The sequence below is a fragment of the Cellulomonas sp. 73-92 genome, from assembly GCF_001898175.1.
Taxonomy (GTDB): domain Bacteria; phylum Actinomycetota; class Actinomycetes; order Actinomycetales; family Cellulomonadaceae; genus Cellulomonas.
In genome coordinates, this window is record NZ_MKTH01000013.1 from 328,462 (window position 1) to 354,033 (window position 25,572).

The following is a 25,572-nucleotide window of genomic DNA, read 5'->3' on the forward strand; positions in this document are numbered from 1 at the left end:
ACCCGTTCATGCAGGTATTCGCCAGACGAAGCCGCCTCCGGCGGTGCCCGAGCGGTCAGCCCGAGCGGTCAGCCCGACCGCCCGCTCGGGTGCTCGTGAGTGGACCGAGCCTCTGCCTGACGCGGACCGGGGTGTCCGCCTCGTCGTCGGGCATGTCCGCCTTGTCATCAGGCGGTCTGCCTCGCGGTCGGGGGCTACGTGGGGCGCTGAGCAGGCCGGTCGTTCGGCGCAGCGCGAGGGGTCTGGCCGGCGGGCCGAGCCCTTTCCCCAGCGAGGGGCGCGTCGGCTCAGCGGGCGATCAGCCAGGACAGGGTCGTCTGCGTGGTGACACCCAAGGGGTCGGGCGCCGGCGCGAGCACCGTCGGCGAGAGGTCCGGCGCAAGCCGGGTCAGCGACGGTGGCGTGATCCGCGCGGCGCACCCGGCCGAGGCGGCGACGTCGAGGTTCCCGCCGGCCGCGGCGAGCTGGAACGTGTCGGACCCCGGTGGCACCGGTACCTGCTGCAGCGCTGCGCCCGACCACTCCCACACGCTGTTGGGGCACACGTCGCCCATCGGGATCACGGCGTCGAGCGTGTACGCCGGGAACGCGATCGCGCCGGGCCGCACGGTGACGCCGACGACGCCGTTGAGCGCGAACGGCTGCCCGACGCCGAGCGTCGTGAGCGTCGTGCGCGCCGAGGTGTCGACATCGACCTGCACCAGCCGCGGGTTGCGCTGCACGATCGGGTCCGGGCCGGCGTGGTCGAAGCACGAGACCAGGACCGATCGATCGTCGAGCCATCCGAGCAGGGCGCACTCCCCGCCGGGCACCGCCAGGTCGACCGTGCTCCGCGCACCTGTCGCCAGGTCGAGCACGACGACCGAGTCCGCGGTCGGAGCCAGCGCGGCCACCCGGGTCTGGGACGGGCTGACCCGCGGCTTCGTCCAGTGGTCCCCCAGCTGCCCGACGAGGCGCGCTGACCCGCCCTGAGGCACGGCCCACAGCTGGACCGGGCCGGGGTCGAGGTTGGCCGTCCACAGGGTGGTGCCGTCGTCGAGCCGCCCCTCGTAGGCGCTGCCCGCAGGCAGGCCGAGGTCGTCGTGCGTCAGCGCGCCCGTGCGCAGGTCGAGCCAGCCGGTGAGGCTGCCGTCGACGCCCCACGGCCCGTAGCTGACGCGGGCACGCGTGTCGCCGGCCCGCCAGTCGAGCAGCTCGACGGACTGGTCGGCCGACAGGTCGACGAGCCGGTAGCGGGTGCCGTCCGGTGCGATGGCGACCACCGTGTGCACCACAGCCGCGGAGCTCGCTGGGTCGGCGGGCGCCGAGCGGTAGGCCGCCAGCACCCAGCCGGGACCGGTCGTGGCGAGCAGGCCGTCGGGTGCCGCCAGGGTCGTCGGGAGGCCCGGCGAGGCGGTCGGGGTCACGGCCGGCCCGGCGCTCGTCGTCGGACCGCTCGTCGGGGTCGGGGCCGGCGTCGGGGCCGGCGTCGGGGTGACCGACGTCGAGGGCGACTGGGCGGGAGGAGCCGGGGTGCGGTCCACGTGCGCGCCGAGCCAGGCGCCCGCCGCGACCGCGCCGGACGCGGCGATGCCGACGCCGGTCTCCACGGAGTGCCGCACGATGCGCCGCCGCCGGATGCGCGCCCTGGTCAGGGCGAAGGCCGCGGGGGTCGGCAGCAGGCCGCTCAGCGTTCGGGCGCGGTCGTCGACGGCGTCCGCGAGCAGGTCGGCGATGTCACGAGTCACGGCGATCGTCCTCCTTCACCAGCACCACGGGGGTGCGCTCCGGCGGCACGGCCGCTCCCAGGACACGCGTCAGCGTCGCCATCCCGTCGGCGACGTACCGCTTCACCGAACCCTCCGACAGGCCGAGCACCCGCGCCGTCTCGTGGACGGAGAGGTCCTCGAGGTGCCGCAGCACCACGCAGGCGCGCTGCCGGGGCGAGAGCAGCGCCAGGGCACACTCGACCGACCCGGGCAGGCCGCCCTCGTCGGACAGCGCCGGCGCGTCGTAGGCCACCCGGCCGAGCGCCACCCGCTCGCGAGCGCCCTTGCGCGTCCGGTCGACGAACCGGCTGACGATCGCCCGGCGCACGTACTGCTCGGCCTGCGCCGCCGTATCGAACCGCGCACGTCCACCGAAGGTCGCCACGAGCGCGTCCTGCACCAGGTCCTCGGCGTCCGCGCGCGAGCGCGTCAGCAGCATCGCGCGGGCCACCAGCTGCGGGTAGCGCTCGCGCGCCACCACCTCGAGCATGGGTTCCCATCCGGCCACCTCGCGCCTCCCTTCATCGGAAGAACGCCCGGCACCCTGCGCAGGGTTGTCCCCAGTCTCCCAACCCGGGCCGCCGCCGGCCCGGGACCTACCATCACCGCATGTCCCTGGAGACGGCGCGCGCCCACCTCGCCAGCTACGGCCGGGCCGACGACGTCATCGAGACGGCTCGCTCGTCGGCCACGGTGGAGCTCGCGGCGGCCGCGCTCGGGGTCGAACCGCGGCGGATCGCCAAGACGCTGAGCTTCCGCGGCGCGTCGCCGGAGACGGCGATCCTCGTGATCACGGCCGGGGACGCCCGTGTGGACAACGCGGCGTTCAAGGCAGCCTTCGGCCTCAAGGCGCGCATGCTCGTGGCCGACGAGGTCCTCCGCCTGACCGGGCACGAGCCCGGCGGGGTATGCCCGTTCGGCAACCCACCGGCCGCCACCGTGTACCTGGACACGTCGCTGCAGCGGTTCGACACCGTGTTCCCGGCGTGCGGGAGCGCCGCCTCGGCGATCGAGCTGACGTGCGAGGAGCTGCGCGTCCTGGGCCGCGCCCACGGCTGGGTGGCCGTCACGACGATCCCGTCGTAGAGGGCCAGCGCCGCCGAACCCCTAGCCTGTGCAGGTGCAGGTGATCGGCGACCTCAAGGCGCTCTGGCCGCTCGTCGGGTTCCGCCGGCTGCTGACCGTGCGGCTCGTCAGCCAGTGCGCCGACGGCATGTTCACCGTCGGCCTGGCGACGCTGTTCTTCTTCTCGCCGGAGAACGCCACCACGGCGGGCAAGGTCGCCGCCGCGTTCGCCGTGCTGCTGCTGCCGTTCACGATCGTCGGGCCCTGGGCCGGCGTCTTCCTCGACCGGTGGCGGCGCCGTCAGGTGCTCGTCGTCGGCAACCTCGTCCGCGTGGTGCTGACCCTGGTCGTGGCGCTGCTCATGATCACCGTCGGCGTCGGCCCAGCCGTGTACGTCCTGGCCCTGGCAACGCTCAGCGTCAACCGCTTCCTCCTCGCCGCGCTGTCGGCGTCCCAGCCGAAGGTCGTCCCGGCCGAGCTGCTGCTCACCGCGAACTCGGTCTCGCCGACCTTGGGCTCGGTCGCCAGCTTCGTCGGCGGCGGTGTCGGCGCCGGGCTCAGCCTCGTCATGGCCGAGGGACGCGGCCGCGACGCCGTCGCCCTGGTCGTCGCGGCCGCGCTCCAGGCGACCGCGGCCACCCTGGCGCTGCGCCTCGGCCGGGACCAGCTAGGGCCCGACGAGCCCAGCGCCGCCCCGGTGAGCAAGGCCCTCGGTGTCGTCGGGCACGGCCTGGCCGACGGCGCCCGCTACCTCGTCGCGCGCCGCACGCCCGCGCAGGCGCTGGCGATCATGGCGTGGCACCGCCTGCTGTACGGCGTCGTGCTCATGGCGAGCATCCTCATCTCGCGCAACCTGCTCAACGACCCCGCCGACCTGAGCAAGGGCATCGCGACGTTCGCGACGATCGTCGCCGCCACCGGTGCCGGCTTCTTCGTCGCGGTCGTCGTCACCCCGGTGGTGTCGCCGCGGCTCGGCGGCCCGCACCGCTGGATCGTCGTCTGCCTGCTCGTCGCGACGCTGTCCCAGGTGCTGCTGGTCATCAACGTGCGGCTGCCCGAGGTGATCGCGGGCGCCGTGGTGCTCGGCTTCGCCGCGCAGGCCGCGAAGATCGCCGTCGACACGATCGTGCAGCGGGACACCGCCGACGCGTACCGCGGCCGGGCCTTCGCCCTGTACGACGTCCTCTACAACGCCGCGTTCGTCGGCGCGGCCGCGTTCGGCGCCGTCGCGCTGCCCGACACCGGCTGGTCCCGCGGCACCTTCGCGGCGCTCGCCGCGGCGTACCTGGCCGGGGCGGTGCTCTACTGGCGCGCGCCGTCCTCGCCCGCGGACGTGGACCGGGACGCCCACCAGGAGCGCAGCTCCGAAGCCGCCACGTCCTGACCGAGCGGGCCGCGGTCCATCCGCAGCTCCAGCAGGTGCCGGTACGCCTCGCCGACCTCGCGCCCCGGCGGGATCTGCAGGATCGCCATGATCTGCGTGCCGTCGAGGTCGGGCCGGATGGCCGCCAGCTCCTCCTGCTCGCGCAGCCGCGCGATGCGCTCCTCGAGGTCGTCGTACGCCGCCGCCAGGCGGGCCGCCTTCGCACGGTTCCGGGTGGTGCAGTCCGAGCGGGTCAGCCGGTGGAGGCGCTCGAGCAGCGGGCCGGCGTCCGTGACGTAGCGGCGCACCGCCGAGTCGGTCCAGCCGGTCTCCCCGTAGCCGTGGAACCGCAGGTGCAGCTCGACGAGGCGGGCGACGTCGTGGATGGTCACCTTGTCGAAGCGCAGCTCCGCGAGCCGCTTGGCGGTCAGCTTCGCGCCGACCACCTCGTGGTGGTGGAACGAGACCCCGCCGCCCGACTCGAAGCGCCGGGTGCGCGGCTTGCCGATGTCGTGCAGCAGCGCGGCCAGGCGCAGCACGAGGTCGGGGCCCGGGACCGGTCCGGACGGCCCGGTCTCCAGCGCGATCGCCTGGTCCAGCACGGTGAGCGTGTGCTCGTAGACGTCCTTGTGGCGGTGGTGCTCGTCGATCTCCAGGCGCAGCGCCGGCAGCTCGGGCACGACGAGGTCCGCCAAGCCGCTGTCGACGAGCACCTGCAGGCCCGGACGCGGCCGGTCGGCCAGCAGGAGCTTGGTCAGCTCGTCGCGCACCCGCTCGGCGGAGACGATCGCGATCCGCTCCTTGAGGGCACCGATCGCCGCGAACGTCTCGGGCTCCACCTCGAACCCCAGCTGAGCGGCGAACCGCGCCGCGCGCAGCATCCGCAGCGGGTCGTCGTCGAACGACTGCGTCGCCGCCACGGGCGTGCGCAGCACCCGACGGGCGAGGTCGGCCAGCCCGTCGAAGGGGTCGACGAACTCCAGGGTCGGCATCCGGACCGCCATCGCGTTGACCGTGAAGTCACGGCGCGACAGGTCGCCCTCGAGGGTGTCGCCGTAGACGACCTCCGGCTTGCGCGAGCCCGGGTCGTACGCGTCGGTGCGGTAGGTGGTGACCTCGACGACGACGTCCGGCTCGCCACCCTTGCCGAAACGCCGCGCGCCGAGCGTGCCGAAGCGCTTGCCGACGTCCCAGTGCGCGCTGCCCCAGCCGGCCAGCAGCGCCTGCGTCTCGTCGGGCGTCGCCGACGTCGCGAAGTCCAGGTCGGCGCTGCGCCGGCCCAGGAACGCGTCACGGACCGGGCCGCCGACGAGCGCCAGCTCGTGCCCCGCCGCGGTGAACCGGCGCCCCAGCTCGAGGGCGTCCGGGGCCAGCCGCGCGAGGGTGGACACGGCGCGGCGGCGCAGCACGTCGGTGGCGTCGGTGGGTGGCACCGGAACAGCCTGCCAGACACGCGGGGGTCCGGAGCGAGTCATGCGACTCGTTACAGTGTCGGCATGCCCAGCGGTGACAACGGCCCGGAGCGGGTACCCGCGCCGCCCGGCGGACACCGCCTGCGGATCGCCCCGGCCGAGCCGCCGATCCCCACCACCACCCTTCCGATCGTCGACGAGACGTCGGCCGGCGGGCTCGTCGTCACCCTGCAGGGCGGGGTCCACGTCGCCGCCGTCATCGCCCGCCGCAACCGGGCCGGCCGCCTCGAGTGGTGCCTGCCCAAGGGGCACCTCGAGGGCGACGAGACGCCGGAGCAGGCCGCGGTCCGCGAGATCGCCGAGGAGACCGGGATCCGGGGACGGGTGCTGCGCCGGCTCGGCGTCATCGACTACTGGTTCAGCGGCGAGGACCGCCGCGTGCACAAGGTGGTGCACCACTTCCTGCTCGGCGCCGTGGACGGGGAGCTCTCCGTCGCCGGGGACCCGGACGGTGAGGTGGAGGACGTCGAGTGGGTGCCGGTGCTCGCGCTGCCGGAGCGGTTGGCGTACCCCAACGAGCGACGCCTCGCCGAGACGGCTCACGCGGCGCTGACCGAGTCCCCGTGACCGCGCTGCGGCGCCGGCTGGCCGCGGCTGTGCTGGCGGTGGCCACGGTGGCCACACCCCTGCTCGCGGCGGTGCTGCCGGTGGGCGCACCGGGCGGCCCGACGAGCGCTGCGGCCGCCTCGCCGCGCGCGGCCGGGGCGCCGGCCGCCACCCCGACCGCGGTGCTGGCCCCGACCGCGGTGGCGGCCCCTTCGGCGGTGACGGTCCAGATCACCTCCGTCACGCCGACCGTGCTGCAGCCGGGCCAGGACCTCACGGTGACCGCCACGCTCGTCAACCGCACGTCGGCCGACCTCACCAACGTCGTCGCCGACCTACGCCTCAACCGCTTCCGCCCGTTGTCGCGCAACGAGCTCGACGGCTGGGCCACCGGCTCCAGCGGCGCCGTCGGCACGCGCGTCCTCAACGCCGACCCTGTGTCGATCCCCGCCGGCGGGCAGGTGACCGTCCAGCTGACGCTGCCGGCCGCGCTCGTGCGGCTGTCCACCCTCGCGGGCAACTGGGGTCCCCGAGGGCTGGCGGTCGAGGCGCTCTCGTCGGGCGGCACCCAGCTGGGCATCCAGCGCACGTTCGTCCTGTGGATGCTCAACCAGGTGGTGCCGCAGGTGCAGGTCGCCGTCCTGGCACCGGTGACCGCCACGTCGAGCGGGGCCGCCGCGCTCGAGCAGGCCACCGCGCAGGGCGGCCGGCTCGACGCGCTCGCCGCCCTGGCGACCGCCGAGCCCGACGTCGAGATGGCGGTCGACCCCGCCCTCCTGACGGCCGCCTCCACCGGCGGGCCGAACGCCACGGCCTGGTCGCAGCGGCTCACCGCGGCCCTGGCGCGGCGCGACGCGCTCGCGCTGCCGTGGGGGGACACCGACCTGGGTGCGGTGGCCCACGCCGGCCGGCCCGGGCTCCTCACGGCGGCGATGTCGCTGGCGGCGTCGTCTCCGCTCGCCGGGGTCAACGCCCGGACGGACGTGGTCTGGGCGCCGGACGGGACGCTCGACAAGCAGACGGTGGACATGGTCGCCGCCGCGGGCGCGCGGGCGATCGTCGTCGGCACGACGACGCTGCAGCCCACCACCGGCGCCGCCACGGCGCTGACCACCCTCGACGCCGGCCACGGGACGCTGGCGGCCCTGGTCCCGGACGGCCTCCTCACCGACCTGCTTGCCGCGCCGGACGACGTCCAACCGGGCGCCACCACCGCGACCACCGTGCAGCGCCTGCTCGCCGAGCTGGCCGTCCTCGCCCACGACGGCAGCGCCCGACCCCACGACGTGCTCATCGCCCCCGGCCGCGGCTGGACTCCCGACGCGACGCTCGCAACCGCTCTGCTTGACGCCCTGCACACCTCGCCCTGGAGCCGGCTCGTTCCCGTGAGCGCGCTCCTCGGCGCCGAGGACCAGGGCACCGCGCGCGCGACCCTGCCGGCGAGCGCCGTCGACCCGTCCGAGCTGTCGCCGGGCGACGTCCGCGCGCTGGCCGACGCCCGCTCGGCCACGACCGCGTTCGCGCACGCGATCGGCGACGGCGGCCCGCTGACCGCCGGCTTGGACCAGACGGTGCTGGCCCCTCTCGGCGTCGCGTGGCGTGCGGACACCGCGGGACGCGACGTCCTCGTCAAGAAGGCGCTCGCGGGGACCACGGCCACCCGCACCGGTCTGTCCCTCACGGGCCCGCCGAGCCTCAGCATCATCAGCGCGAGCGCGCCCGTGCGGTTCGTCGTGCACAACTCCCTGAGCGTGCCCGCCACCGTGTCGGTGGCGGTCGATCCCCACAAGGCGTGCCTGCGCTCGGTGCGCAGCGACCCCGTCACCGCGCCGGCCGGGACGGACACGGCGGTCGTCGTGGACCTCGAGGCCATCGCCAACTGCGACGTGACGGTCGACGCGACGCTCGTCGGCAACGATGGCACCGCGGTCAGCGGCGCCATCGGCTTCGCCGCCCGTGTCGCCCCGACCATCGAGAACGTCTTCACGGTCGTCGTCGGGGTGCTGCTGGCCATCGGCCTGGTGCTCGGCATCATCCGCACGGCGCGGCGCGGCCAGTCCAGCCGCCGGGGCAACCGCCTGTCGCCCGAGGCGGACCCGGACGACGAGGCGCACGACGAAGCCTCCGCCGCACCCGACGGCACGGGGCACGACGACGCGGCGTCCCACCCGCCCGGCGACGTGCACGAAGACACCGCAGACGCTGCCGGCGCCGCTCACGGCGAGCCCGCGGTCGAACCGCACGACACGGCGCGCGACGAGCCCGTGGCTGATCGAGCCGTCGAAGCGGCGCCCGAGCCGGACGCCGGCGCCTGACGGCAGACTGACGCAGCCGGTCCCGCCCGGCCGACCGGCCCAGGGCGCGTCGCTAGCATGTCCGGTCAGGTGGGTCCGCTCGGACGAGGAGGCATGGTGGACGGCGTCATCGGCCGCGGCACGGTGCTCTCGGGACGCTACGAGCTGACCGATCCGCGCCCCTGCGACCTGCCCGGCACCACGGAGTGGCGGGCGACCGACCAGATCCTCGGCCGGCCCGTCGTCGTGCGGGCGTTCCCTGTCGCCGGCGCCGGTCCGGCGCTCGACGCGGCGCGGCGTGCGGCGCTGGTCACCGACCCGCGGCTCGTCCGCGTGCTGGACGTCGGGTCCGACGAAGGCGCCGGCTACGTCATCACCGAGCTCGTCCCGGGCCCCACCCTCGCGCTGCTCGTCGGGCGCGAGCCGCTCTCGCCCGACCAGGCGCGCGCGATCGTCGGCGAGGCGGCCGCCGCCCTCGAGGTGGCCCGCCGGCGGGGCGTCCACCACCTCGCGCTGCGGCCGTCCGCCGTCGCGGTGTCCGACGACGGTCGCGTGCTCGTCACCGGGACGGCGCTCGATGCCGTGCTGCTGGGCCGGCCCGGCGGGGACGCGCGCACCACGAGCCGCACCGACGCCACCGACCTCGTGCGTCTCGTCTACACCGCGCTGACCGGGCACTGGCCGGGGCCGGGCGAGACGGCCGACGGCCTGCCCACGGCGCCGGCCGTGGAGGGTGCACCGGTCCCGCCGGGCGACCTCGTGGCGGGCGTGCCGGGCGACCTCAACACGCTGTGCACCGTGACGTTGGGCCGGGACGACGACGGTCCCCTCAGTCCCGCCGACCTCGTCCGCGAGCTGGAGCCGTGGGGCGAGATCCGCGTCCAGCCGAAGCCGAGGCCCTTCTTCCCGCCCGTCGTGGCCGACCCGGTCGAGCCCACGACGGTGCCCGGCCAGGTGGTGCGCCAGTCCGTGCGCACGGCGTTCCCCCCGCCGTCGACCCCCCCGCCCGGGACGCCGTCGCCGGCACCCTCCAGCCGGGATGCCATCACGCCGCCGATGGGCGTGCCCTTCGCGTTCGCCGCTGCGGCCGGCGACGCGCCGGGTCCCGGCGACGCCGCACCGTACGACTGGTCCGCGCCGAGCCCCGCGGGGACGCCGGCATCCCCGGCCGGCGCTGCGGTGGACGACGCAACCGCACCTGCGCCGGTGTCCCCGGCCGGCCCGGCGGTGACGGAGGGGTCTGGACCCGCCTCACCGGCCACCGGCACGCCTGCGCCCGCCTCACCCGCGACCGGCGGCCCGACGTCGCAGGCCGATCACGCCGCGTCGTCGACCCCTTCCGTACCGGTGCGTCGGCCGACGGGAGCGATGCGCACCGTGTCCCTGCCGGCGACCTCCGTCGGTTCGTCGTCGCCGCAGGGCGCTCCCGGTGGGGTCGCCCCGGTACCGCCCGGCCCCGCCGCCGCCCCGCCGGTGACGTCGTCCGGCCCGATGCCGTCCTCGGGCCGTGCCACCGGCAGCGCGTTCGCGAGCGCCGCGCCCGCGGGCCCCGCGGGTGCGCCCGGGCCGGGGCCCGCGGCACACGGCGGTCCCCCGGCGCTCCCCCCGACGGGCCCGTCGCAGACGCCACCGCAGGGCCCCACACCGTTCGACTTCGGTCAGCTGGACGACGGTCCGCCGCGCCGCACCGGCATGGGCATCGCCATCGCGATCGTCGCGGTGCTGGTCGTCGTCGCGATCGCGTTCGCGGCGAAGGCCTTGTTCGCCGGGCACGACGTGGCGCTCGCCCCGGGCGCCGCCACGCACACCGGCCAGCAGAGCCCCAGCGGCGGGCCGACGAGCCCGCAGCCCTCGGCCACGCCGACCGCCACCACCACGACGTCGACCGCACCCGGCGTCATCGCCAGCATCACGTCGATCGACCCGACCGGTGGTGCCGGCGACCACCAGGAACTCGTCGGCCGCGCCTTCGACGGCGACCCGTCGACCTACTGGATGTCGTTCACGTACAAGCGCAACGACTTCGCCGGGTTCAAGCCGGCCCTCGGCCTGCAGCTGCAGCTCGCCCGGCCCGCGACGGTCCGCACGGTGACGCTGCACGTCAACGGCACGGGTGGCAACGTGGAGATCCGCACCGGGGACGCGACCCAGCCCACCGGCGGCACCAAGCTGGCCTCGGGCCCGATGTCCCCCGACGCCGTGTTCACGCTGGACCCGGTGCAGACCACGTCGTCGCTCGTCATCTGGTTCACGCAGCTGCCCACCACGGCCGACGGGTCCTTCCGCATCGAGCTCACCGAGATCCAGCTCGGCTGAGGCCGCACGGTCGGCTCGAACGTCCGCGGGGAACAGAACCCCACCTACGATCGGTTGCACGCAGAGCACTTTCCCGAACCCTGTGAGGACTTGTTGTGACCGAGAACGTCAGCCCCGTCCGTGACGTCGTCGTCGTCGGTTCCGGTCCCGCCGGGTACACCGCCGCGATCTACGCGGCGCGCGCGGGCCTGCAGCCCGTGGTGCTCGCGGGCTCCGTCACGGCCGGCGGTGCGCTGATGAACACCACCGACGTCGAGAACTTCCCGGGCTTCCCCGAGGGCATCCTCGGCCCCGAGCTCATGGAGCAGATGCAGAAGCAGGCCGAGCGGTTCGGCGCCGAGGTGGTCTGGGACGACGCCACGCAGCTCGACCTCGCGGGCCCGGTCAAGACGATCGTCACCGGCGGTGGCGAGACCTACCGCGCGCGCGCCGTCATCCTCGCCACCGGCTCCGCCTACCGCGAGCTCGGGCTGCCCGACGAGAAGCGCCTGTCGGGTCGCGGCGTCTCGTGGTGCGCGACGTGCGACGGCTTCTTCTTCCGCGACCAGGACATCGTCGTGGTCGGCGGCGGCGACTCCGCCGTCGAGGAGGCCACCTTCCTCACGCGGTTCGGCCGCACCGTGACGATGGTGCACCGCCGCGACCAGCTGCGGGCCTCGAAGATCATGGCGGACCGCGCGATGAACGACCCCAAGATCCGCTTCGCGTGGAACTCCGAGGTCGTCGGCATCTCCGGTGACACCAAGGTCACCGGCGTCACGCTGCGCGACACCGTCACCGGCGAGACGCGGGAGCTGCCCGCGGGCGGCCTCTTCGTCGCGATCGGGCACGAGCCGCGCACCGAGCTGGTCAGGGGCCAGGTCGACCTCGACGACGCGGGCTACATCGTCGTCCAGGGCCGTACCACGGCCACCAACCTGCCGGGCGTGTTCGCCTGCGGCGACGCCGTCGACCACGTCTACCGGCAGGCCGTCACGGCGGCCGGTTCCGGCTGCTCGGCCGCGCTCGACGCGCAGCACTTCCTGGCGGCCCTGCCCCCGCTCGTGGACGACGAGGCCGCGGTGGCGCACGTGTCGTCCGCGGCCGCCGTGGCGGCCGACGTCGCGGCGCTCTCGGTCGAGGCGGGCGCCTGACCGTGTCCCGCGAGGTCAGCGACGCGACCTTCGACGCCGAGGTGCTCGCCTCGCCCGTGCCGGTCGTCGTCGACTTCTGGGCCCCGTGGTGCGGCCCGTGCCGTGTCCTCAACCCCGTGCTGGACGAGCTCGCCGGCACCTATGCCGGCCGGGTGGCCTTCGTCGCCGTGAACGCCGACGAGAACCCGGGGCTCGTCGAGCGGTTCGGCATCGTGTCGCTGCCGACGCTGCAGTTCTACGCGGGCGGCGAGCTGTCGGAGGTGCTGTACGGCGCGCGCCCGAAGTCGATGCTGGTCGAGCGCGTCGAGGCGATGCTGGTCGCCTGACCGGAGCGCCGTTCGAGGTCGCCCGTCTCACCCTGCGGGCGATCGCGACGAGTGGTTCGAAGATTCGTCGGACTCGCGCCGTCCTGCGCGCCGGTTCTTCGCCGAACTGCCGCGGAATCCGCGTTGGATCGATCGGTCCTTCGGGCGTGAAACACTGACGTCATGACTCCCCAGCCCGGGCCCGACCGCGTGACGGTGGGCCAGCCCCCGTCCGCCGCCGCAGGCACCCGGCTCGACCCGTGGCTCGGCTCCTACGCCGAGCGCACCCACGGCATGAAGGCCTCCGAGATCCGCGCGCTCTTCGCGGTGGCCAACCGGCCCGAGGTCGTCTCGCTCGCCGGTGGGATGCCCTTCCTCGACGGGCTCCCCTTGGACACCCTCTCCCGCCTCGCGGCGGACGTCGTGGCCAAGCGCGGGCTGCAGGCGCTGCAGTACGGCTCGGGGCAGGGCGACGAGACGCTGCGGGAGCAGATCCTCGACGTGATGGCCCTCGAGGCGATCAGTGCGCACCCGGACGACGTCGTCGTCACCACCGGTTCTCAGCAGGCGCTCGACTACGTCACGCGCATCTTCTGCGACCCCGGTGACGTGGTCGTCGCCGAGGCGCCGTCCTACGTCGGCGCCTTGGGTGTCTTCCGCGCCTACCAGGCCGACGTGGTCCACGTCCCGATCGACGCGTCGGGGCTCATCCCCGAGGCGCTGGAGCAGACGCTCGCCCGCCTCAAGGCCGACGGTCGGCGCGTCAAGTTCCTGTACACGATCCCCAACTTCCACAACCCCGCGGGCGTCAGCCTCTCGGTCGAGCGCCGCCCGCGCATCCTCGAGATCTGCCGGCGCTACGGCGTGCTCGTCGTCGAGGACAACGCCTACGGGCTGCTCGGCTTCGACGGCGACCCGACGCCCGCCATGCGCTCGATGGACGACGAAGGGGTGCTCTACCTCGGCACGTTCTCCAAGACGTTCGCGCCCGGCTACCGCGTCGGCTGGGTCGTCGCGCCGCACGCCGTGCGCGAGAAGCTGGTGCTCGCCAGCGAGTCCGCCATCCTCTGCCCCTCGAACGCCGCGCAGATCGCCATCTCGACCTACCTCGCCACGTGCGACTGGCGCGGCCAGATCAAGCAGTACCGCGAGATGTACCGCGAGCGGCGCGACGCCATGGTGGGCGCCCTGTCCGAGCACCTGCCCGACTGCAGCTGGACCGTCCCGGACGGCGGCTTCTACACGTGGGTCCGGCTGCCCGAGGGCCTCGACGCCAAGGAGATGCTGCCGCGTGCGGTGACCGCCCGGGTCGCCTACGTGCCCGGCACGGCGTTCTACTTCGACGGTCAGGGTGCCGATCACATGCGGCTGTCGTTCTGCTACCCGACGCCCGAGCGGATCCGCGAAGGTGTGCGACGGCTCGCCACGGTGGTGTCCGGCGAGGCCGAGCTCGTCGAGCTGTTCGGCACCGCCGGCCATCCCGACACCGAGCAGGTCCAGGCGCCCAGCCCCGACCTGGCCTGACCGACGCGACGACGCCGGGCGTCCCTCCGGCGCCCTGCGTCGCGGGTGAGCCACGGCGTCCGTGCGCCAACGTCACCCCGCGCGCCGGTAGCCTCGTGACGTCCTCGTCCTACCCTACCTCGGAGGATGCCCCGTGACCGCCGCCACCCCCGCACCCCGCGTCGTCGTCCTGGCCGGAGGCTTGTCGCACGAGCGCGACGTCTCGCTGCGGTCCGGCCGCCGCGTGGCCGAGGCACTGCGCTCCACGGGCGCCGAGGTGGTCCTCCACGATGTCGACGCCGACCTCGCCGCCTCGCTGCGGGAGCTGGGGCCGGACCTCGTCTGGCCGCTGCTCCACGGTGCCACCGGCGAGGACGGGTCGGTGCGCGACGTGCTCTCGCTCCTCGGCATCCGCGTCCTCGGCACGGGAGCGCGCCAGAGCCGCATCGCGTGGGACAAGCCGATCGCCAAGACCGTCGTCGCGCGCGCCGGCCTCGCCACCCCCGAGTTCGTGGCGCTGCCGCAGACGCTGTTCCGTGAGCTCGGCGCGCACCGGATCCTCGACGCGATGGTTGCGCACCTCGGCCTGCCGCTCGTCGTCAAGCCGTCCAGCGGCGGCTCCGCGCTCGGCGTCACCCTCGTCACCGCGCCCGAGGATCTTCCCGCCGCGATGGTCGAGTGCTTCGCCTACTCCGACGTGGCGCTGGTCGAGCGGGCCGTCACCGGGACCGAGGTGGCGGTCTCGGTGCTCGACACCGGTTCTGGGCCGTTCGCGTTGCCGGCCGTCGAGATCGTCACCGACGGGCCGTACGACTACGACGCCCGCTACAACCCCGGCCGTACCGAGTACTTCGTGCCGGCACGGCTGTCCGACGAGGTCGCGGGCCGGGTCGCGGGGGCCGCGCTGGCTGCCCACGCCGCGCTGGGCCTCGCCCGCCTCTCGCGCACCGACCTCATCGTCGATGCCGACGGCACACCCTGGTTCCTCGAGGTCAACGTGGCGCCCGGGATGACCGAGACCTCGCTCCTGCCGCAGGCGGCGGAGGCCGCCGGCTACGACCTGGGCGCGCTGTACCGGGCGCTCGTCGACGCCGAGCTCGACGCCTGAGAGCCCGTCAGCCGAGCGTCCGCCCGCACCAGCTTCCGCCCGCACCGGCCTGTCTCCGCACCGGCCTGTGTCCGCACCGGCCTGTGTCCGCACCGGCCTGTGTCCGCTCCGGATTGGCGGGCCCGCGGGGTGGTGCATCCGTTGTGCCCCGCACGTGGCCACGCCGGTCGGCTGCGTTCCGCACGGCGCCGTCGCCCAGCGGGCGCGGACCCGTGGGAGCAGTGGTCGTCTCCCTGGCGATGCCCGCGCGGACTACTCGTCGGCGAGCGCCGCTCCGACGGTCGTCCGGGCACAACCGGGCCCCTGAACTGCGGCGACGTCCTGGATGTACGTCCGACAGCGAGCAGGGTGTACGTCAGCGGTGGAACAGGCCTGGGTCGCCGGGGGCCAGGGCTCCGAGGATCCGGTTGAGGTCCTGCACCGATGCGAACTCGACGGTGAGCCGGCCCTTCGACTTGCCGAGCGCCACCTTGACGCGGGTCTCGAACCTGTCGGACAGCCGGGAGGCCAGGTCGTCGAGCGCCTCGTTCCGGTCGCCCGCGCGCGGGACCGCTCGCCGTACCGGTTTGGAGTCGTCGCCGAGCGTCACGATCTCCTCGACGGCGCGCACGGAGAGACCCTCGGCCACGATGCGCTGGGCGAGGCGCTCCATCGCCGCCGCGTCCGGGAGCCCGAGGAGCGCCCTGGCATGGCCCGCCGAGAGGACGCCGGCGGCCACCCGCCGCTGCACCAACGGCGGCAGCTTGAGGAGCCGGAGCGTGTTGGAGATCTGCGGTCGGGACCGGTGGATGCGACCAGCGAGCTCCTCCTGCGTGCAGCCGAAGTCGTCGAGGAGCTGCTGGTACGCGGCCGCCTCCTCCAGCGGGTTCAGCTGCGCGCGGTGCAGGTTCTCCAGGAGGGCGTCGCGCAGCATGTCGCCGTCGTCGGTCTGCCGGATGATCGCCGGGATCGTCTCGAGCCCTGCGGCCTGCGTCGCCCGCCACCGCCGCTCGCCCATGATCAGCTCGTAGCCGTCGTCCGCGGGGCGTACCACGACCGGCTGGAGCACGCCGACCTCGCGGATCGAGTCGACCAGCTCGTCGAGCGCCTCTTCGTCGAAGACGGTCCGTGGCTGCCGAGCGTTCGGGTGGATCGAGGCGACCGGGATCTCGGCGAAGGACGCCCCCGGAACCGGCAGCAGGTCGTCCGACGAGTCGGCGAAGACCCCGTCGATCGACGCCGCGCCTCCGTGGTCGGTGCCGTGGTCGACCGGTGCGGAGGCGGCGATGGTCGGGCTGAGCGCGGCCGCGAGGTCATCGGTCGCCACGCCGTCAGCGTGCCCGTCGTGACTGGTCGCACCGCGGGCGTCGGTCGCCCCCCCGTTGGTGCGGGCGTCGGCGCCCGCCGCGTCATGACCGTCGGTCGCCACGCCGTTGGTGTGGGCGTCACGACCGGCCACGCCGGCGCCGTCGGGGCTCAAGCCCACCGTGCCCTGTCCGTCGGCCGCCAGAGCGTCGGCATGCCCGTCGCGCTCGGCGACGGCCAAGGCCGTAGCGGCCTGGTCGCCGCCGCGGGTGCTGGGGAAGAAGACGTCCACCGGCCGCTCTCGCGTCGAGTCCGCGCTCGTCGGGATGAGCGCACCGAGGCCGCGCCCGAGTCCACGCCGCTTCTCGCTCACTGCTCCTCCTTGCCGGCAGTACGCCAGGTCTCCATCGTCGACGGCCTGTTGCCCTCGCTGTGCATCGGCGGCCGCCCGTCGTGCGTGGACGCGCCGTTCATGCGGCCGGACGCCATCCGGTCGGTCGCTCCACCGTCGATCGCACCGCCGGCACGGCGTGCGCCGCGCTCGGCGAGCTCGCGTGCCGCCTCGAGGTAGGCCAACGCCCCGGACGAGCCGGGGTCGTACGTCATGACCGTCTGCCCGTAGCTCGGTGCCTCCGAGATCCGCACGGACCGTGGGACCGTGGTGCGCAGGGTGGTGTCCGGGAAGTGGGTGCGCACCTCGTCGGCCACCTGTTGCGCGAGGTTCGTCCGGCCGTCGTACATCGTCAGCAGGATCGTGGAGACGTGAAGCCCGGGGTTGAGGTGGGCCTGGATCAGCTCGATCGTCTTGAGGAGCTGGCTGAGCCCCTCAAGCGCGTAGTACTCGCACTGGATCGGGATGAAGACCTCCCGCCCCGCGGCGAACGCGTTGACGGTGAGCAGGCCGAGGCTGGGTGGGCAGTCGACGAGGACGTAGTCGATGCGTTCGAGCCCGTGCTCCGACCGCCATGTCATGTACTGCTCGAGGGCGTGGCGAAGGCGTGTCTCGCGCGCCACCATCGAGACGAGCTCGATCTCGGCGCCCGACAGGTCGATCGTCGCGGGTACGCAGAAGAGGCCGGGCACATCGGGGCTCTGCTGGACCGCGCCGTGCAGCGGCGTGCTGTCCACGAGGACCTCGTAGATCGAGGGAGTCCCCGCGCGATGCTCGACGCCGAGCGCGGTCGACGCGTTACCCTGCGGGTCGCTGTCGACCACCAGCACCGTCAGACCCGACTGAGCGAGTGCCGCCGCAAGGTTGACCGTCGTGGTGGTCTTGCCGACGCCACCCTTCTGGTTCGCGACGGTGATGATCCTGGTGACCTCGGGCCTGGGAAAGCGTCGACCGCGGAGCTCGATGCGGCGGCGAGCATCCTGATGGAGCTCAGCCAGGACGGGCGTGTCATCCGACGCCGACGGCAGGCTCTGCACGAGCGCCGCGCGGCGCCGCTCCTCGGGATCGCCGGGTGCGTCGACGCGCGCCCAGCTCGGCGACCCCGCGGACTGTTCCACGGCGGTGTCGTCCATGCCCATGCCGGCTTCCGTTCCCTCTGCTCGTCCCACGTCCGGCCCGGCGCCTTCGGCCTGACGGCTGGCGGCGGGCTCATCCGGCCCTGCCGCGGGTGCTGACGTGACGTCGACCGGGTCTCCGATCGACGGCGCAAGCGTTTCACGTGAAACGCCGGCTGCGGTAAGCCGCGCCGGGCGATTTGTCACCCTTTGACCGTCAGTGTCGCTGTCGTCCGAAGCGGCCGGGATCTCTTCTCCGCGGCGGGGCGCTGCGGTGTGGGAGGTTCCCGCGACGTGGACCGCGGGCGACGTTTCACGTGAAACGTCGCGGTTGCCCAGAGCCGGCACCGCGACGCCCCCCTCGCGAAGGTGCTCGCCGTCACCCACCTCGATCCGGACGTCGGTCGCCTGGCCGGAGCCTTCGCCGAGCTGCGTCGGGATCGTGGTGGTCGCCTCCACGGGCGCCCTGTCGCTCGGGACCGTGACGCTGAGCGTCGACACGGCCGCGGGCACCGGAGCCGCACGTCGCTTCCCTCTACCGAACACCGGCCGCACCCCCGACCCGCACCGCACGCACGACCCGTGTCGGCTCGACGCCTGCGACGGTCTGGATCTCCCTGACCTCGACGTCGACCCACCCGCGGCGTCGAGCCGCGGACGCCGCTGCCGCCACCTCGTCGCTCGCCCGAGCGCCCTTGATCGCGAACAGGCCTCCCCCGGGGTGCACGAGGGGCACCGCCCACCGATACAGGTTGTCGAGCCCCGAGACCGCGCGTGCGGTGACGGCGTCCGCGCGGACGGCGCCGACGACATCCTCGGCGCGACCGCGCAGGACCTCCACGTTCGAGAGGAGCAGCTCGCCGACGACGAATCGCAGCCAATCGGCGCGCCGCTCCATCGGCTCCAGGAGTACCACGTGCGCCTCAGGTCGCATCGCCGCCACCACGATGCCCGGCAGGCCACCACCACTGCCTAGGTCCACCAGCGCGCCCGAGGGCGGGAGGAGGTTCACCACTCCCGCGGAGTTCAGCAGGTGGCGTTCCCAGAGGCGACCTGCCTCGTTGGGACCGAGGAGACCACGCTCGACGCCGTGTACGCGGAGCAGCTCGGCGAAGCCCTGGACCGCAGCCCACGCGGGGCCGAAGTACTCCCGTACCCGGGGGTCGCCGTCGAGCGGGTCCGGGGTCTCCACGATGTCGGCGGACTCGGCCGTGGACCGTCCATCATGGGCCATCCCCGCCTCCGTACCGCTCACACCCGCACCCCACGCTCACGCCGACAACGTCCGCCCACGCTACCCGGCGCGGCCGGTCCGTCTGCGCCACCGCCCACAGGCTCGGGAAGATCGGGCCCACGCCGTTCCATCGCTCCTGGTCCCGCACGCGAGCCACCACCTGGCGACACGCCCGGGCCCAGCCGTTCGACCAGGCCGTGCTCCGAAGGCTGATCCGAGTCGGGGGGCGGTGGTTCGGGGCCGCTACTGGTCCGTCGGACGGCCTTGGGCGTACCACTCCGCGAGGCCCGCGAGGCCGGTCGCGTACCGGCCCAGATCGGTGACCTCGGCATGGTTCGTGACGATGGTCAGAAGCTCGGCCACGGCCTCGTCCTGACGCCCGACCTCGTTGAGGGTAAGAGCACGGAAGACCCCGACGGACTCGGACGTCGGGAACTGGCGGGCGGCGCGGTCGAGTACCTGAAGTGAGGCCTCGTACTCGCCGAGCCACCGCAGCGTGCTGCCGTACTGACACGAGCAGCGACGCAGGCTCTCCCCCGACAGTCCCAGACGCAACGCCTCCTCGTAGCGAGCTCGCGCTTGGGATTCGTGACCGGCCGTGTCGTACGCGCCGGCGACCTCGTAAGTCAGGACCGGGTTGCCCGGGTGCTGCCTCAGGAGATCCTCGAAGTAGGCGATCGTCGGTGCCATGTTGTTCGGGTCGCGGCGCTCGTAACCCTCAGCGATCGCGGCCTCGAGCTCGGCGGTCAGGGTGAGCGTCATGGATGCGATGCTACAAACCGGCGACGACGACCTTCGCCGGGACGAGTCGCGGGAGCTGCCGCTGATCCGTTGCAGGGTGGGGGCGCAGCACTCGCCGGGGTAACGGTTGTGGCGGTCGCGGCCAACGAGGCGTTCGCTGCACCGGCGCTGGCCACCACCACTCCACCTGAGCTCACCGCCGCCTCGGAGAGCGGCGACGAAGGAGACCCATCGGACGGTCTCGGCGGGACGGCGCGACGTCTCACGCGGGACGGGTGCACCAGCAAGCCCGCCGAACTCCGCGGTGGCTTTGGCGACGGGGCTGTTCCTGTCCGGGCCCGTCATCCATCAGACGGTCCGCGCCGAACGGGTCGACGTTTCACGTGAAGCGTGCCGGCAGCGCTCGCGTCCACCCGGTCACCGCCCCGGCGAAGCCGCAACGAAGGGCCCTATGGATCACCCCTGCCGGATGGGACCCCGCCGCAACGTTTCACGTGAAACCGAGGTGGTACCGGCCCGCCAAACGCGGGACTCCCGCCCACAGGTCTTGGCCGCGAGTCATGCTGGCTGTCCATCGACAGGGGACGGGCCCTCGGGCGTAGTCCACAGCACGTGACGCGCCGCCCGGCGGCCCGTCCGGGCCACCGGCCAGATGCGAGAGGCGTCGCTCAACACCGACTCCTCCAGCACCTGGCTGAGCGGGCGAAGCAGTAGTGCGATCACGTGGGCCCCCTGAGCCCCGCCTGGTCGGGTCGGTGCGCCACCGTGGGCCTCGTCGCACGCAGGCTCGCGATCTCAACCCAGCACAGCGAGCATGCCGTCGCCGTCGGTCAGGGTGACCGCACGAACCCGTCTGCTGGCCGCCGGCGCAGGGTGCGACAGGCACGGCTACCCACCGCCGCGGTCCTCCGTTTCACGTGAAACGTCCGTCTGGCCGGCCGCCCCACATACCGGTGGGGGGCTCCTGGCCGCCGGACTCCGGCACAAGGCCTGCCGCCGCTGACGCGTCGTGCACGACGTCCACTCAAACAGGGTCAGCCGTCGCCGCCGTCACGATGACCGCACGAACCTGTCGGCCGGTCGCTGGTGCCTGGGCGAGACAGAAACGGCGGGCCACCGCCGCGGCCCGCTGTTTCACGTGAAACGTCCGTCAGGCCGGCCGCACGACCACGTACCGATAGGGCTCCTGCCCGTCGGACTCCGACACGAGGCCCGCCGCCGCTACTGCGTCGTGCACGACCTTCCGCTCGAACGGGTTCATCGGCTCGAGCTCCACCTGACGACCCGACGACCGCACCTGCTCGATCGCGTCCTCAGCGACGCGCGTCAGCTCGGTCTTGCGTCCCGACCGGTAGCCGGCGACGTCCAGCATGAGCCGGCTCCGATCCCCGGTGCGCGCCTGGACCGCGAGCCGCGTCAGCTCCTGCAGAGCCTCGAGGGTCTCACCTTCGGGACCCACCAGGCGCCGCAGCGCAGGGTCCGACGGGTTCTCCGAGACGATCTCCACCGCGGCCCGGCCGTGGTCGACGTCGATCTCGATGTCCCCATCAAGGTCGGCGATGTCCATCAGCTCCTCGAGATAGTCCGCGGCGATCTCGCCCTCCTCCTCCAGGCGTCTCGTCACCGCAGCATCACCGGATTCCTCCGGCGTGGTGGCGCTCATCGTCTCGTCCGCTCCCGTCACTTCGTCGAGCCGGCTGCGCCGGCACTCGGGTCGTTGCGCTTCTTCTTCGCCGGAGGTATCTCCAGCTGTCCGGCACCACCCCGGCCGGAGGACGCCTTCTTGCCGGCACCGCTCGGTGCGGGGGCTTCCTCCGGCTCGTCCACCGGGTCGGGAGCTTCGTCGTCGGCCGACGAGGATGACGTGGTCATGGTCACACCCGGGCGAGGCTTCTGACGATCCTTCCGCACCGGCTGCTGCCGCTGACCGGACCGGGGCCGCTCCTCGATCGTCGGCTTCTCGTCGGTCACGACCGCCTCGGTCCCGTGATGAGCCGCCTTCTTGGCCTGGCGCTCCTTGAACAGCCGCTCGGCTTCCGAACCAGGCGCTGGCATCCGCCGGATCGTGTAGAACTGCTGGCCCATCGACCACACGTTCGTCACGGTCCAGTAGATGAGGACGCCGATGGGGAAGTTGACGCCGGAGAAGGCGAAGATCAACGGCATCACGTAGAGCAGCACCTTCTGCTGCTGCGCGATCGGACCCTCGAGCGCCGCCTTCGGCATGTTCTTCATGGTCAGCTGGCGCTGGGTGGTGAACGTGGTCACCGACATAGCGACGATCAGCACGATCGTCACGATCTGGATGTGCACGTTGCCGCCCGCGCGCATGAACGAGCCGGACAGCGGGGCGCCGAAGACCGTGGCGCTCTCCGCCTGAGCGGCGAGCTGCTGTGTCAGGGTCCCGATGTGGGTCTTCGCCCCGCCGGCGTACTTGCCCTCCGACAGGAGCGTCAGGCTGTTGAGCACCCGGAACAGGGCGAAAAAGATCGGGGACTGCAGCAGGATCGGTAGGCACGAGGCGAACGGGTTCGTGTTGTGCTTGCGGTACAGCTCCATCGTCTCGCGGCTCATGGCCTCGCGGGACGCGGGGTCGGACTTCCCCTTGTACTTCTTCTGGATCGCCTGCAGCTCCGGCTGGATCAGCTGCATCCCCCGGGACGCCTTGATCTGGCGGAAGAACAGCGGGATCAACGCGATCCGCATGACGATGACGAGCCCGATGATCGACAGCGCCCACGCCGCGCCGCCGGCCGGATCGAGGCCGATCGCCGAGAACAGCGAGTGGAAGGTCGTCATGATCCAGGCGACCGCGATCATGATCGGCCACAGCAGGCTGTCGAACCAGCTCATCGGGGCAGAGCTCCTAGGTCAATCAATGCGTGGCGCCGGCCACGGCTGGACGGTGGTGCGCGTGCCGCTCGCGCGCAGGGGGCACGTCATCAACGCCGCCGCGGCTCCAAGGGTTGCATCGCAGGAGGCGCCAGCCGGCCAGGGCCGACCCGCGCAGCAGGCCGTGGCGCTGGATGGCGACGACGGCGTACTGCGAGCACGACGGGTAGTACTTGCAGGTCGGCGGCCGCATCGGCGACAGGTACCGCTGGTAGACCCTGATGAGCAGGAGGACCAGCCGTGCCGGCAGGCGCACCAGGACGTGCGCGGCCCGCGCCAGCGCGTTCATCGGGACCGCTCGCCGGCTCGTCGGACCGCCGTCGACAACGCGGAGTCCAGGTCTGCCGCTAGGTGGGCGAAGCTCGTCGTCGCAGCGGGCGGCAGCGCGCGCACGACGACGCGCGAGCGGCTGGGCAGCGCGCCGAGCCGCTCTCCCATGAGCGCCCGCAGGCGACGCTTCACCAGGTTGCGCGTCACCGCGTTGCCCACGGCCCGCGACACGACAAGACCGACCACGGGGCCCGAGGGCTCCGGGTCGGTCGAGGTCGTCAGGTGCACCACGAGGGACTCCCGGCCGCCGCGCGTGCCACGGCGCACCGCCTGCTCGAAGTCCGAGCCGCGGCGCATCCGGTGCGCGCGAGGCAGCACCGCGGGATGCGTCAGGCCGAGAGCTCCGCGCGGCCCTTGCGGCGCCGCGCGGCGAGGATGGCGCGCCCGGCGCGGGTCCGCATCCGCAGCCGGAAGCCGTGGGTCTTCGCGCGCCGACGGTTGTTCGGCTGGAAGGTCCGCTTGGTCACGAGATTCTCCCCGGAACTGGCCCGCGACGTGCGCGGACGGATGGAGCAGGTCAGGTCGCCGGCTGGACGTTCCCCGTACTGCAGGGTGCTCTCGACCGGTCTCGATCTCGGTAAACGACCGAGGGCGATGGCATCGAGGCGCGCGAACGGGAGCCGTCAACAAGGCTGAATCACGCTACGCTGCCGCCGCTGAACAGGTCAAATCCGACCCGTTGTCCAGTCGACACGCCGATCGCCGCCAACTCACCCGCCGCCTGGACTCGTCGCACACCCGCCCGGCCACTACGATCTGTGGTCGTTGCGCCCCCCACCCCACGGTCGCCGCGCCGCGCCGTGCGCGCGTTGGGCGAAGGTCGGGCTGAACCGCACACAGATGTGGACAAGTGTGTGGATGAGCGCGCGCTGAGGTACCGGACACGACTTTTGGTCGAGAGCAGCAGGGGTGAGTGTGAGCGACGACCTGGCCCAGATCTGGGGCCACGTGGTGTCCGAGCTGGGGACCAGTCCGGACATCACGCCGCGTCAGCTGGCCTTCGTCCGGCTCGCCCGTCCGCTCGGTCTCTTCGACGGCACCCTCCTGCTCGCGGTCGGCAACGACTTCACCAAGGACTACCTCGAGTCCCGCGTCCGGACCGAGGTGACGCACGCGCTCTCGGAGGCCATCGGCCGTGAGGCACGCTTCGCCGTCTCGGTGGACCCAGACCTCGACGACCAGGCTCTGCCCCTGCCGCCCGCGCCGGCCCCGACGCCCGTCGTCGAGGTCGCCCCGGCACGCACCGCGGCGCCGTACTCGCCTTCCGCCTCGGGCGGTGACGTCCCGAGCGGTCGTCGCGCGGCAGTGGAGCCGGCGCGTCTGAACCCCAAGTACGTGTTCGAGACGTTCGTCCCGGGGTCGTCCAACCGGTTCGCACACGCGGCGGCCCTCGCCGTCGCCGAGGCACCCGCCAAGGCCTACAACCCGCTGTTCATCTACGGGAACTCCGGGCTCGGCAAGACGCACCTGCTCCACGCGATCGGGCACTACGCCCAGAACCTCTACCCCACGATCCGGGTGCGGTACGTGAACTCCGAGGAGTTCACCAACGACTTCATCAACTCCATCGGCGAGGGCAAGGCGGGCGCGTTCCAGCGCCGCTACCGCGAGGTGGACGTCCTCCTCATCGACGACATCCAGTTCCTGCAGGGCAAGGAACAGACGATGGAGGAGTTCTTCCACACGTTCAACACCCTGCACAACGCCAACAAGCAGGTGGTGATCACCTCCGACCTGCCGCCCAAGGAGCTCAACGGGTTCGAGGACAGGATGCGGTCCCGCTTCGAGTGGGGCCTCATCACCGACGTGCAGCCACCGGACCTCGAGACGCGCATCGCGATCCTGCGGAAGAAAGCGGGCTCGGAGGGGCTCAAGGCGCCGGACGACGTCCTCGAGCACATCGCCTCCAAGATCAGCAGCAACATCCGCGAGCTGGAGGGTGCGCTCATCCGCGTCACCGCGTTCGCGAACCTCAACCGGCAGCAGGTCGACATGTCGCTCGCGGAGATCGTCCTGAAGGACCTCATCACCGACGACGACTCGGCCGAGATCACGGCGACGATCGTCATCGGCCAGACCGCCATGTACTTCGGCCTGACGATCGAGGACCTGTGCGGGTCGAGCCGCTCCCGTGTCCTGGTCACGGCCCGGCAGATCGCCATGTACCTCTGCCGTGAGCTCACCGACCTCTCGCTGCCCAAGATCGGGCAGGCCTTCGGCGGCCGGGACCACACGACCGTCATGCACGCCAACCGGAAGATCCGCGAGCTCATGGCCGAGCGCCGCTCGATCTACAACCAGGTGACCGAGCTGACCAACCGGATCAAGCAGCAGAACCGCGGCTAGCTCGTCCACAAACGGCCCCCAGCCCTGTGGAAAAACCTGTGGTCAAACTGGGCGCGGGTAGGTCGCAGGTCCCAGCGCGCGGCTCGTGCCGGGTCCGGTGTCTCCGTCCCGTCCGGCGCGCCTCCGTGTTGCACCCTGGCTTCGTGACGTGCCGTGACGTCCCTTTTGTGGTACCTCCGCCGGTCGGTCGGGACGACGCCGCGAGAACGTTCCACCTACGCCTGAGGCTTCGATGGGACGATTGTTCACACCTGTTGACACGCCTGTGGACGACAGTGGACGACCGTCCAGATCGTGTGGACCCGACCGGGCACATCGGTGGACGCAGCGGTGACTCCTTCCCGCCGTCCACGGCCGCGCACGGATTCCCGCCGACGCCCCACAGT

22 protein-coding genes are annotated in these 25,572 nt (G+C 73.0%); 10 read left to right on the forward strand and 12 right to left on the reverse strand.

Going from position 1 to position 25,572, the window contains the following annotated elements:
* Nucleotides 1-287 precede the first annotated feature (287 nt).
* Together BGO37_RS08190 and BGO37_RS08195 are read right to left on the reverse strand one after the other, a co-directional pair.
* Complete coding sequence (locus BGO37_RS08190) at nt 288-1,727, reverse strand: hypothetical protein (RefSeq protein ID WP_291753828.1); 1,440 nt, start codon at nt 1,725-1,727, stop codon at nt 288-290.
* The gene (locus tag BGO37_RS08195; RefSeq protein WP_291753829.1) at nt 1,717-2,256 is read right to left on the reverse strand and encodes a sigma factor-like helix-turn-helix DNA-binding protein; all 540 of its coding nucleotides are present in this window, start codon (nt 2,254-2,256) and stop codon (nt 1,717-1,719) included. The genes BGO37_RS08190 and BGO37_RS08195 overlap by 11 nt, the downstream gene beginning before the upstream one ends.
* 101 nt (nt 2,257-2,357) lie before the next feature.
* On the opposite strand from BGO37_RS08195, the gene BGO37_RS08200 reads away from it, so the two are divergent.
* Together BGO37_RS08200 and BGO37_RS08205 are read left to right on the forward strand one after the other, a co-directional pair.
* The gene (locus BGO37_RS08200) at nt 2,358-2,834 is read left to right on the forward strand and encodes a YbaK/EbsC family protein (RefSeq protein WP_291753832.1); all 477 of its coding nucleotides are present in this window, start codon (nt 2,358-2,360) and stop codon (nt 2,832-2,834) included.
* A 34-nt stretch (nt 2,835-2,868) separates the two neighbouring features.
* Nucleotides 2,869-4,197, forward strand: coding sequence for an MFS transporter (locus tag BGO37_RS08205; protein WP_291753833.1), 1,329 nt, complete (start codon nt 2,869-2,871; stop codon nt 4,195-4,197).
* Here BGO37_RS08205 and BGO37_RS08210 read toward each other — a convergent pair.
* Nucleotides 4,116-5,609, reverse strand: coding sequence for a CCA tRNA nucleotidyltransferase (locus BGO37_RS08210; RefSeq protein ID WP_291753834.1), 1,494 nt, complete (start codon nt 5,607-5,609; stop codon nt 4,116-4,118). The genes BGO37_RS08205 and BGO37_RS08210 overlap by 82 nt on opposite strands.
* A 63-nt stretch (nt 5,610-5,672) precedes the next feature.
* Here BGO37_RS08210 and BGO37_RS08215 point away from each other — a divergent pair, with 63 nt between their 5' ends.
* The 7 genes from BGO37_RS08215 to BGO37_RS08245 all read left to right on the forward strand — a co-directional run bounded on the left by BGO37_RS08215 (nt 5,673) and on the right by BGO37_RS08245 (nt 14,853).
* Nucleotides 5,673-6,215: an NUDIX hydrolase gene (locus BGO37_RS08215; protein WP_291753836.1), complete on the forward strand. Its 543-nt coding sequence runs from the start codon at nt 5,673-5,675 to the stop codon at nt 6,213-6,215.
* Nucleotides 6,212-8,509 carry a DUF6049 family protein gene (locus BGO37_RS08220; protein WP_291753838.1) on the forward strand — a complete coding sequence of 766 codons (2,298 nt, stop codon included), beginning with the start codon at nt 6,212-6,214 and terminating at the stop codon, nt 8,507-8,509. Before BGO37_RS08215 ends, BGO37_RS08220 begins: the two co-directional genes overlap by 4 nt.
* Nucleotides 8,510-8,602: 93 nt before the next feature.
* On the forward strand, nt 8,603-10,804 hold the full coding sequence (locus BGO37_RS08225; RefSeq protein WP_291753841.1) for a hypothetical protein: 2,202 nt from the start codon (nt 8,603-8,605) through the stop codon (nt 10,802-10,804).
* A 95-nt stretch (nt 10,805-10,899) separates the two neighbouring features.
* Nucleotides 10,900-11,937 carry a thioredoxin-disulfide reductase gene (trxB, locus tag BGO37_RS08230; RefSeq protein WP_291753844.1) on the forward strand — a complete coding sequence of 346 codons (1,038 nt, stop codon included), beginning with the start codon at nt 10,900-10,902 and terminating at the stop codon, nt 11,935-11,937.
* 2 nt (nt 11,938-11,939) lie between these two features.
* On the forward strand, nt 11,940-12,263 hold the full coding sequence (gene trxA / locus BGO37_RS08235) for a thioredoxin (protein WP_367188093.1): 324 nt from the start codon (nt 11,940-11,942) through the stop codon (nt 12,261-12,263).
* A gap of 162 nt (nt 12,264-12,425) precedes the next feature.
* Nucleotides 12,426-13,766, forward strand: a complete 1,341-nt coding sequence (locus BGO37_RS08240; protein WP_291753846.1) for a PLP-dependent aminotransferase family protein — start codon at nt 12,426-12,428, stop codon at nt 13,764-13,766.
* Nucleotides 13,767-13,899: 133 nt separating this feature from the next.
* Nucleotides 13,900-14,853 carry a D-alanine--D-alanine ligase gene (locus tag BGO37_RS08245; protein ID WP_291753848.1) on the forward strand — a complete coding sequence of 318 codons (954 nt, stop codon included), beginning with the start codon at nt 13,900-13,902 and terminating at the stop codon, nt 14,851-14,853.
* Nucleotides 14,854-15,208: 355 nt separating this feature from the next.
* On the opposite strand, the gene BGO37_RS08250 is transcribed toward BGO37_RS08245, so the two are convergent.
* From BGO37_RS08250 to rpmH, 9 genes are all read right to left on the reverse strand, one after another.
* Nucleotides 15,209-16,510: a ParB/RepB/Spo0J family partition protein gene (locus BGO37_RS08250; protein ID WP_291753850.1), complete on the reverse strand. Its 1,302-nt coding sequence runs from the start codon at nt 16,508-16,510 to the stop codon at nt 15,209-15,211.
* Entirely contained in the window at nt 16,507-17,667 is a 1,161-nt protein-coding gene (locus tag BGO37_RS08255) for a ParA family protein (protein WP_291754559.1), read from the reverse strand. Before BGO37_RS08255 ends, BGO37_RS08250 begins: the two co-directional genes overlap by 4 nt.
* A 511-nt stretch (nt 17,668-18,178) precedes the next feature.
* Entirely contained in the window at nt 18,179-18,877 is a 699-nt protein-coding gene (gene rsmG, locus BGO37_RS08260; protein ID WP_291753852.1) for a 16S rRNA (guanine(527)-N(7))-methyltransferase RsmG, read from the reverse strand.
* Between the two features lie 243 nt (nt 18,878-19,120).
* Nucleotides 19,121-19,639: a tetratricopeptide repeat protein gene (locus BGO37_RS08265; protein ID WP_291753854.1), complete on the reverse strand. Its 519-nt coding sequence runs from the start codon at nt 19,637-19,639 to the stop codon at nt 19,121-19,123.
* 1,129 nt (nt 19,640-20,768) lie between these two features.
* The gene (locus BGO37_RS08270; protein ID WP_291753856.1) at nt 20,769-21,281 is read right to left on the reverse strand and encodes a R3H domain-containing nucleic acid-binding protein; all 513 of its coding nucleotides are present in this window, start codon (nt 21,279-21,281) and stop codon (nt 20,769-20,771) included.
* Between the two features lie 17 nt (nt 21,282-21,298).
* Nucleotides 21,299-22,471 carry a membrane protein insertase YidC gene (gene yidC, locus BGO37_RS08275; protein ID WP_291753857.1) on the reverse strand — a complete coding sequence of 391 codons (1,173 nt, stop codon included), beginning with the start codon at nt 22,469-22,471 and terminating at the stop codon, nt 21,299-21,301.
* 22 nt (nt 22,472-22,493) lie between these two features.
* Entirely contained in the window at nt 22,494-22,799 is a 306-nt protein-coding gene (gene yidD, locus BGO37_RS08280; RefSeq protein WP_291753859.1) for a membrane protein insertion efficiency factor YidD, read from the reverse strand.
* Nucleotides 22,796-23,158 carry a ribonuclease P protein component gene (rnpA, locus tag BGO37_RS08285; protein WP_291753861.1) on the reverse strand — a complete coding sequence of 121 codons (363 nt, stop codon included), beginning with the start codon at nt 23,156-23,158 and terminating at the stop codon, nt 22,796-22,798. The genes yidD and rnpA overlap by 4 nt, the downstream gene beginning before the upstream one ends.
* Nucleotides 23,159-23,169: 11 nt before the next feature.
* Nucleotides 23,170-23,307 carry a 50S ribosomal protein L34 gene (gene rpmH / locus BGO37_RS08290; RefSeq protein ID WP_043601468.1) on the reverse strand — a complete coding sequence of 46 codons (138 nt, stop codon included), beginning with the start codon at nt 23,305-23,307 and terminating at the stop codon, nt 23,170-23,172.
* 442 nt (nt 23,308-23,749) lie between these two features.
* Here rpmH and dnaA point away from each other — a divergent pair, with 442 nt between their 5' ends.
* Complete coding sequence (gene dnaA, locus BGO37_RS08295; RefSeq protein ID WP_291753867.1) at nt 23,750-25,186, forward strand: chromosomal replication initiator protein DnaA; 1,437 nt, start codon at nt 23,750-23,752, stop codon at nt 25,184-25,186.
* Nucleotides 25,187-25,572 lie beyond the last annotated feature (386 nt).

Bases quoted from the DNA above. Each gene is read 5' to 3' on its own strand.
- BGO37_RS08200 (WP_291753832.1), top strand. From the start codon at position 2,358: ATGTCCCTGGAGACGGCGCGCGCCCACCTCGCCAGCTACGGCCGGGCC.
- BGO37_RS08215 (WP_291753836.1), top strand. From the start codon at position 5,673: ATGCCCAGCGGTGACAACGGCCCGGAGCGGGTACCCGCGCCGCCCGGC.
- BGO37_RS08225 (WP_291753841.1), top strand. From the start codon at position 8,603: ATGGTGGACGGCGTCATCGGCCGCGGCACGGTGCTCTCGGGACGCTAC.
- BGO37_RS08240 (WP_291753846.1), top strand. From the start codon at position 12,426: ATGACTCCCCAGCCCGGGCCCGACCGCGTGACGGTGGGCCAGCCCCCG.
- BGO37_RS08255 (WP_291754559.1), bottom strand. From the start codon at position 17,667: ATGGGCATGGACGACACCGCCGTGGAACAGTCCGCGGGGTCGCCGAGC.
- rsmG (WP_291753852.1), bottom strand. From the start codon at position 18,877: ATGGCCCATGATGGACGGTCCACGGCCGAGTCCGCCGACATCGTGGAG.
- BGO37_RS08265 (WP_291753854.1), bottom strand. From the start codon at position 19,639: ATGACGCTCACCCTGACCGCCGAGCTCGAGGCCGCGATCGCTGAGGGT.
- BGO37_RS08270 (WP_291753856.1), bottom strand. From the start codon at position 21,281: ATGAGCGCCACCACGCCGGAGGAATCCGGTGATGCTGCGGTGACGAGA.
- yidC (WP_291753857.1), bottom strand. From the start codon at position 22,471: ATGAGCTGGTTCGACAGCCTGCTGTGGCCGATCATGATCGCGGTCGCC.
- yidD (WP_291753859.1), bottom strand. From the start codon at position 22,799: ATGAACGCGCTGGCGCGGGCCGCGCACGTCCTGGTGCGCCTGCCGGCA.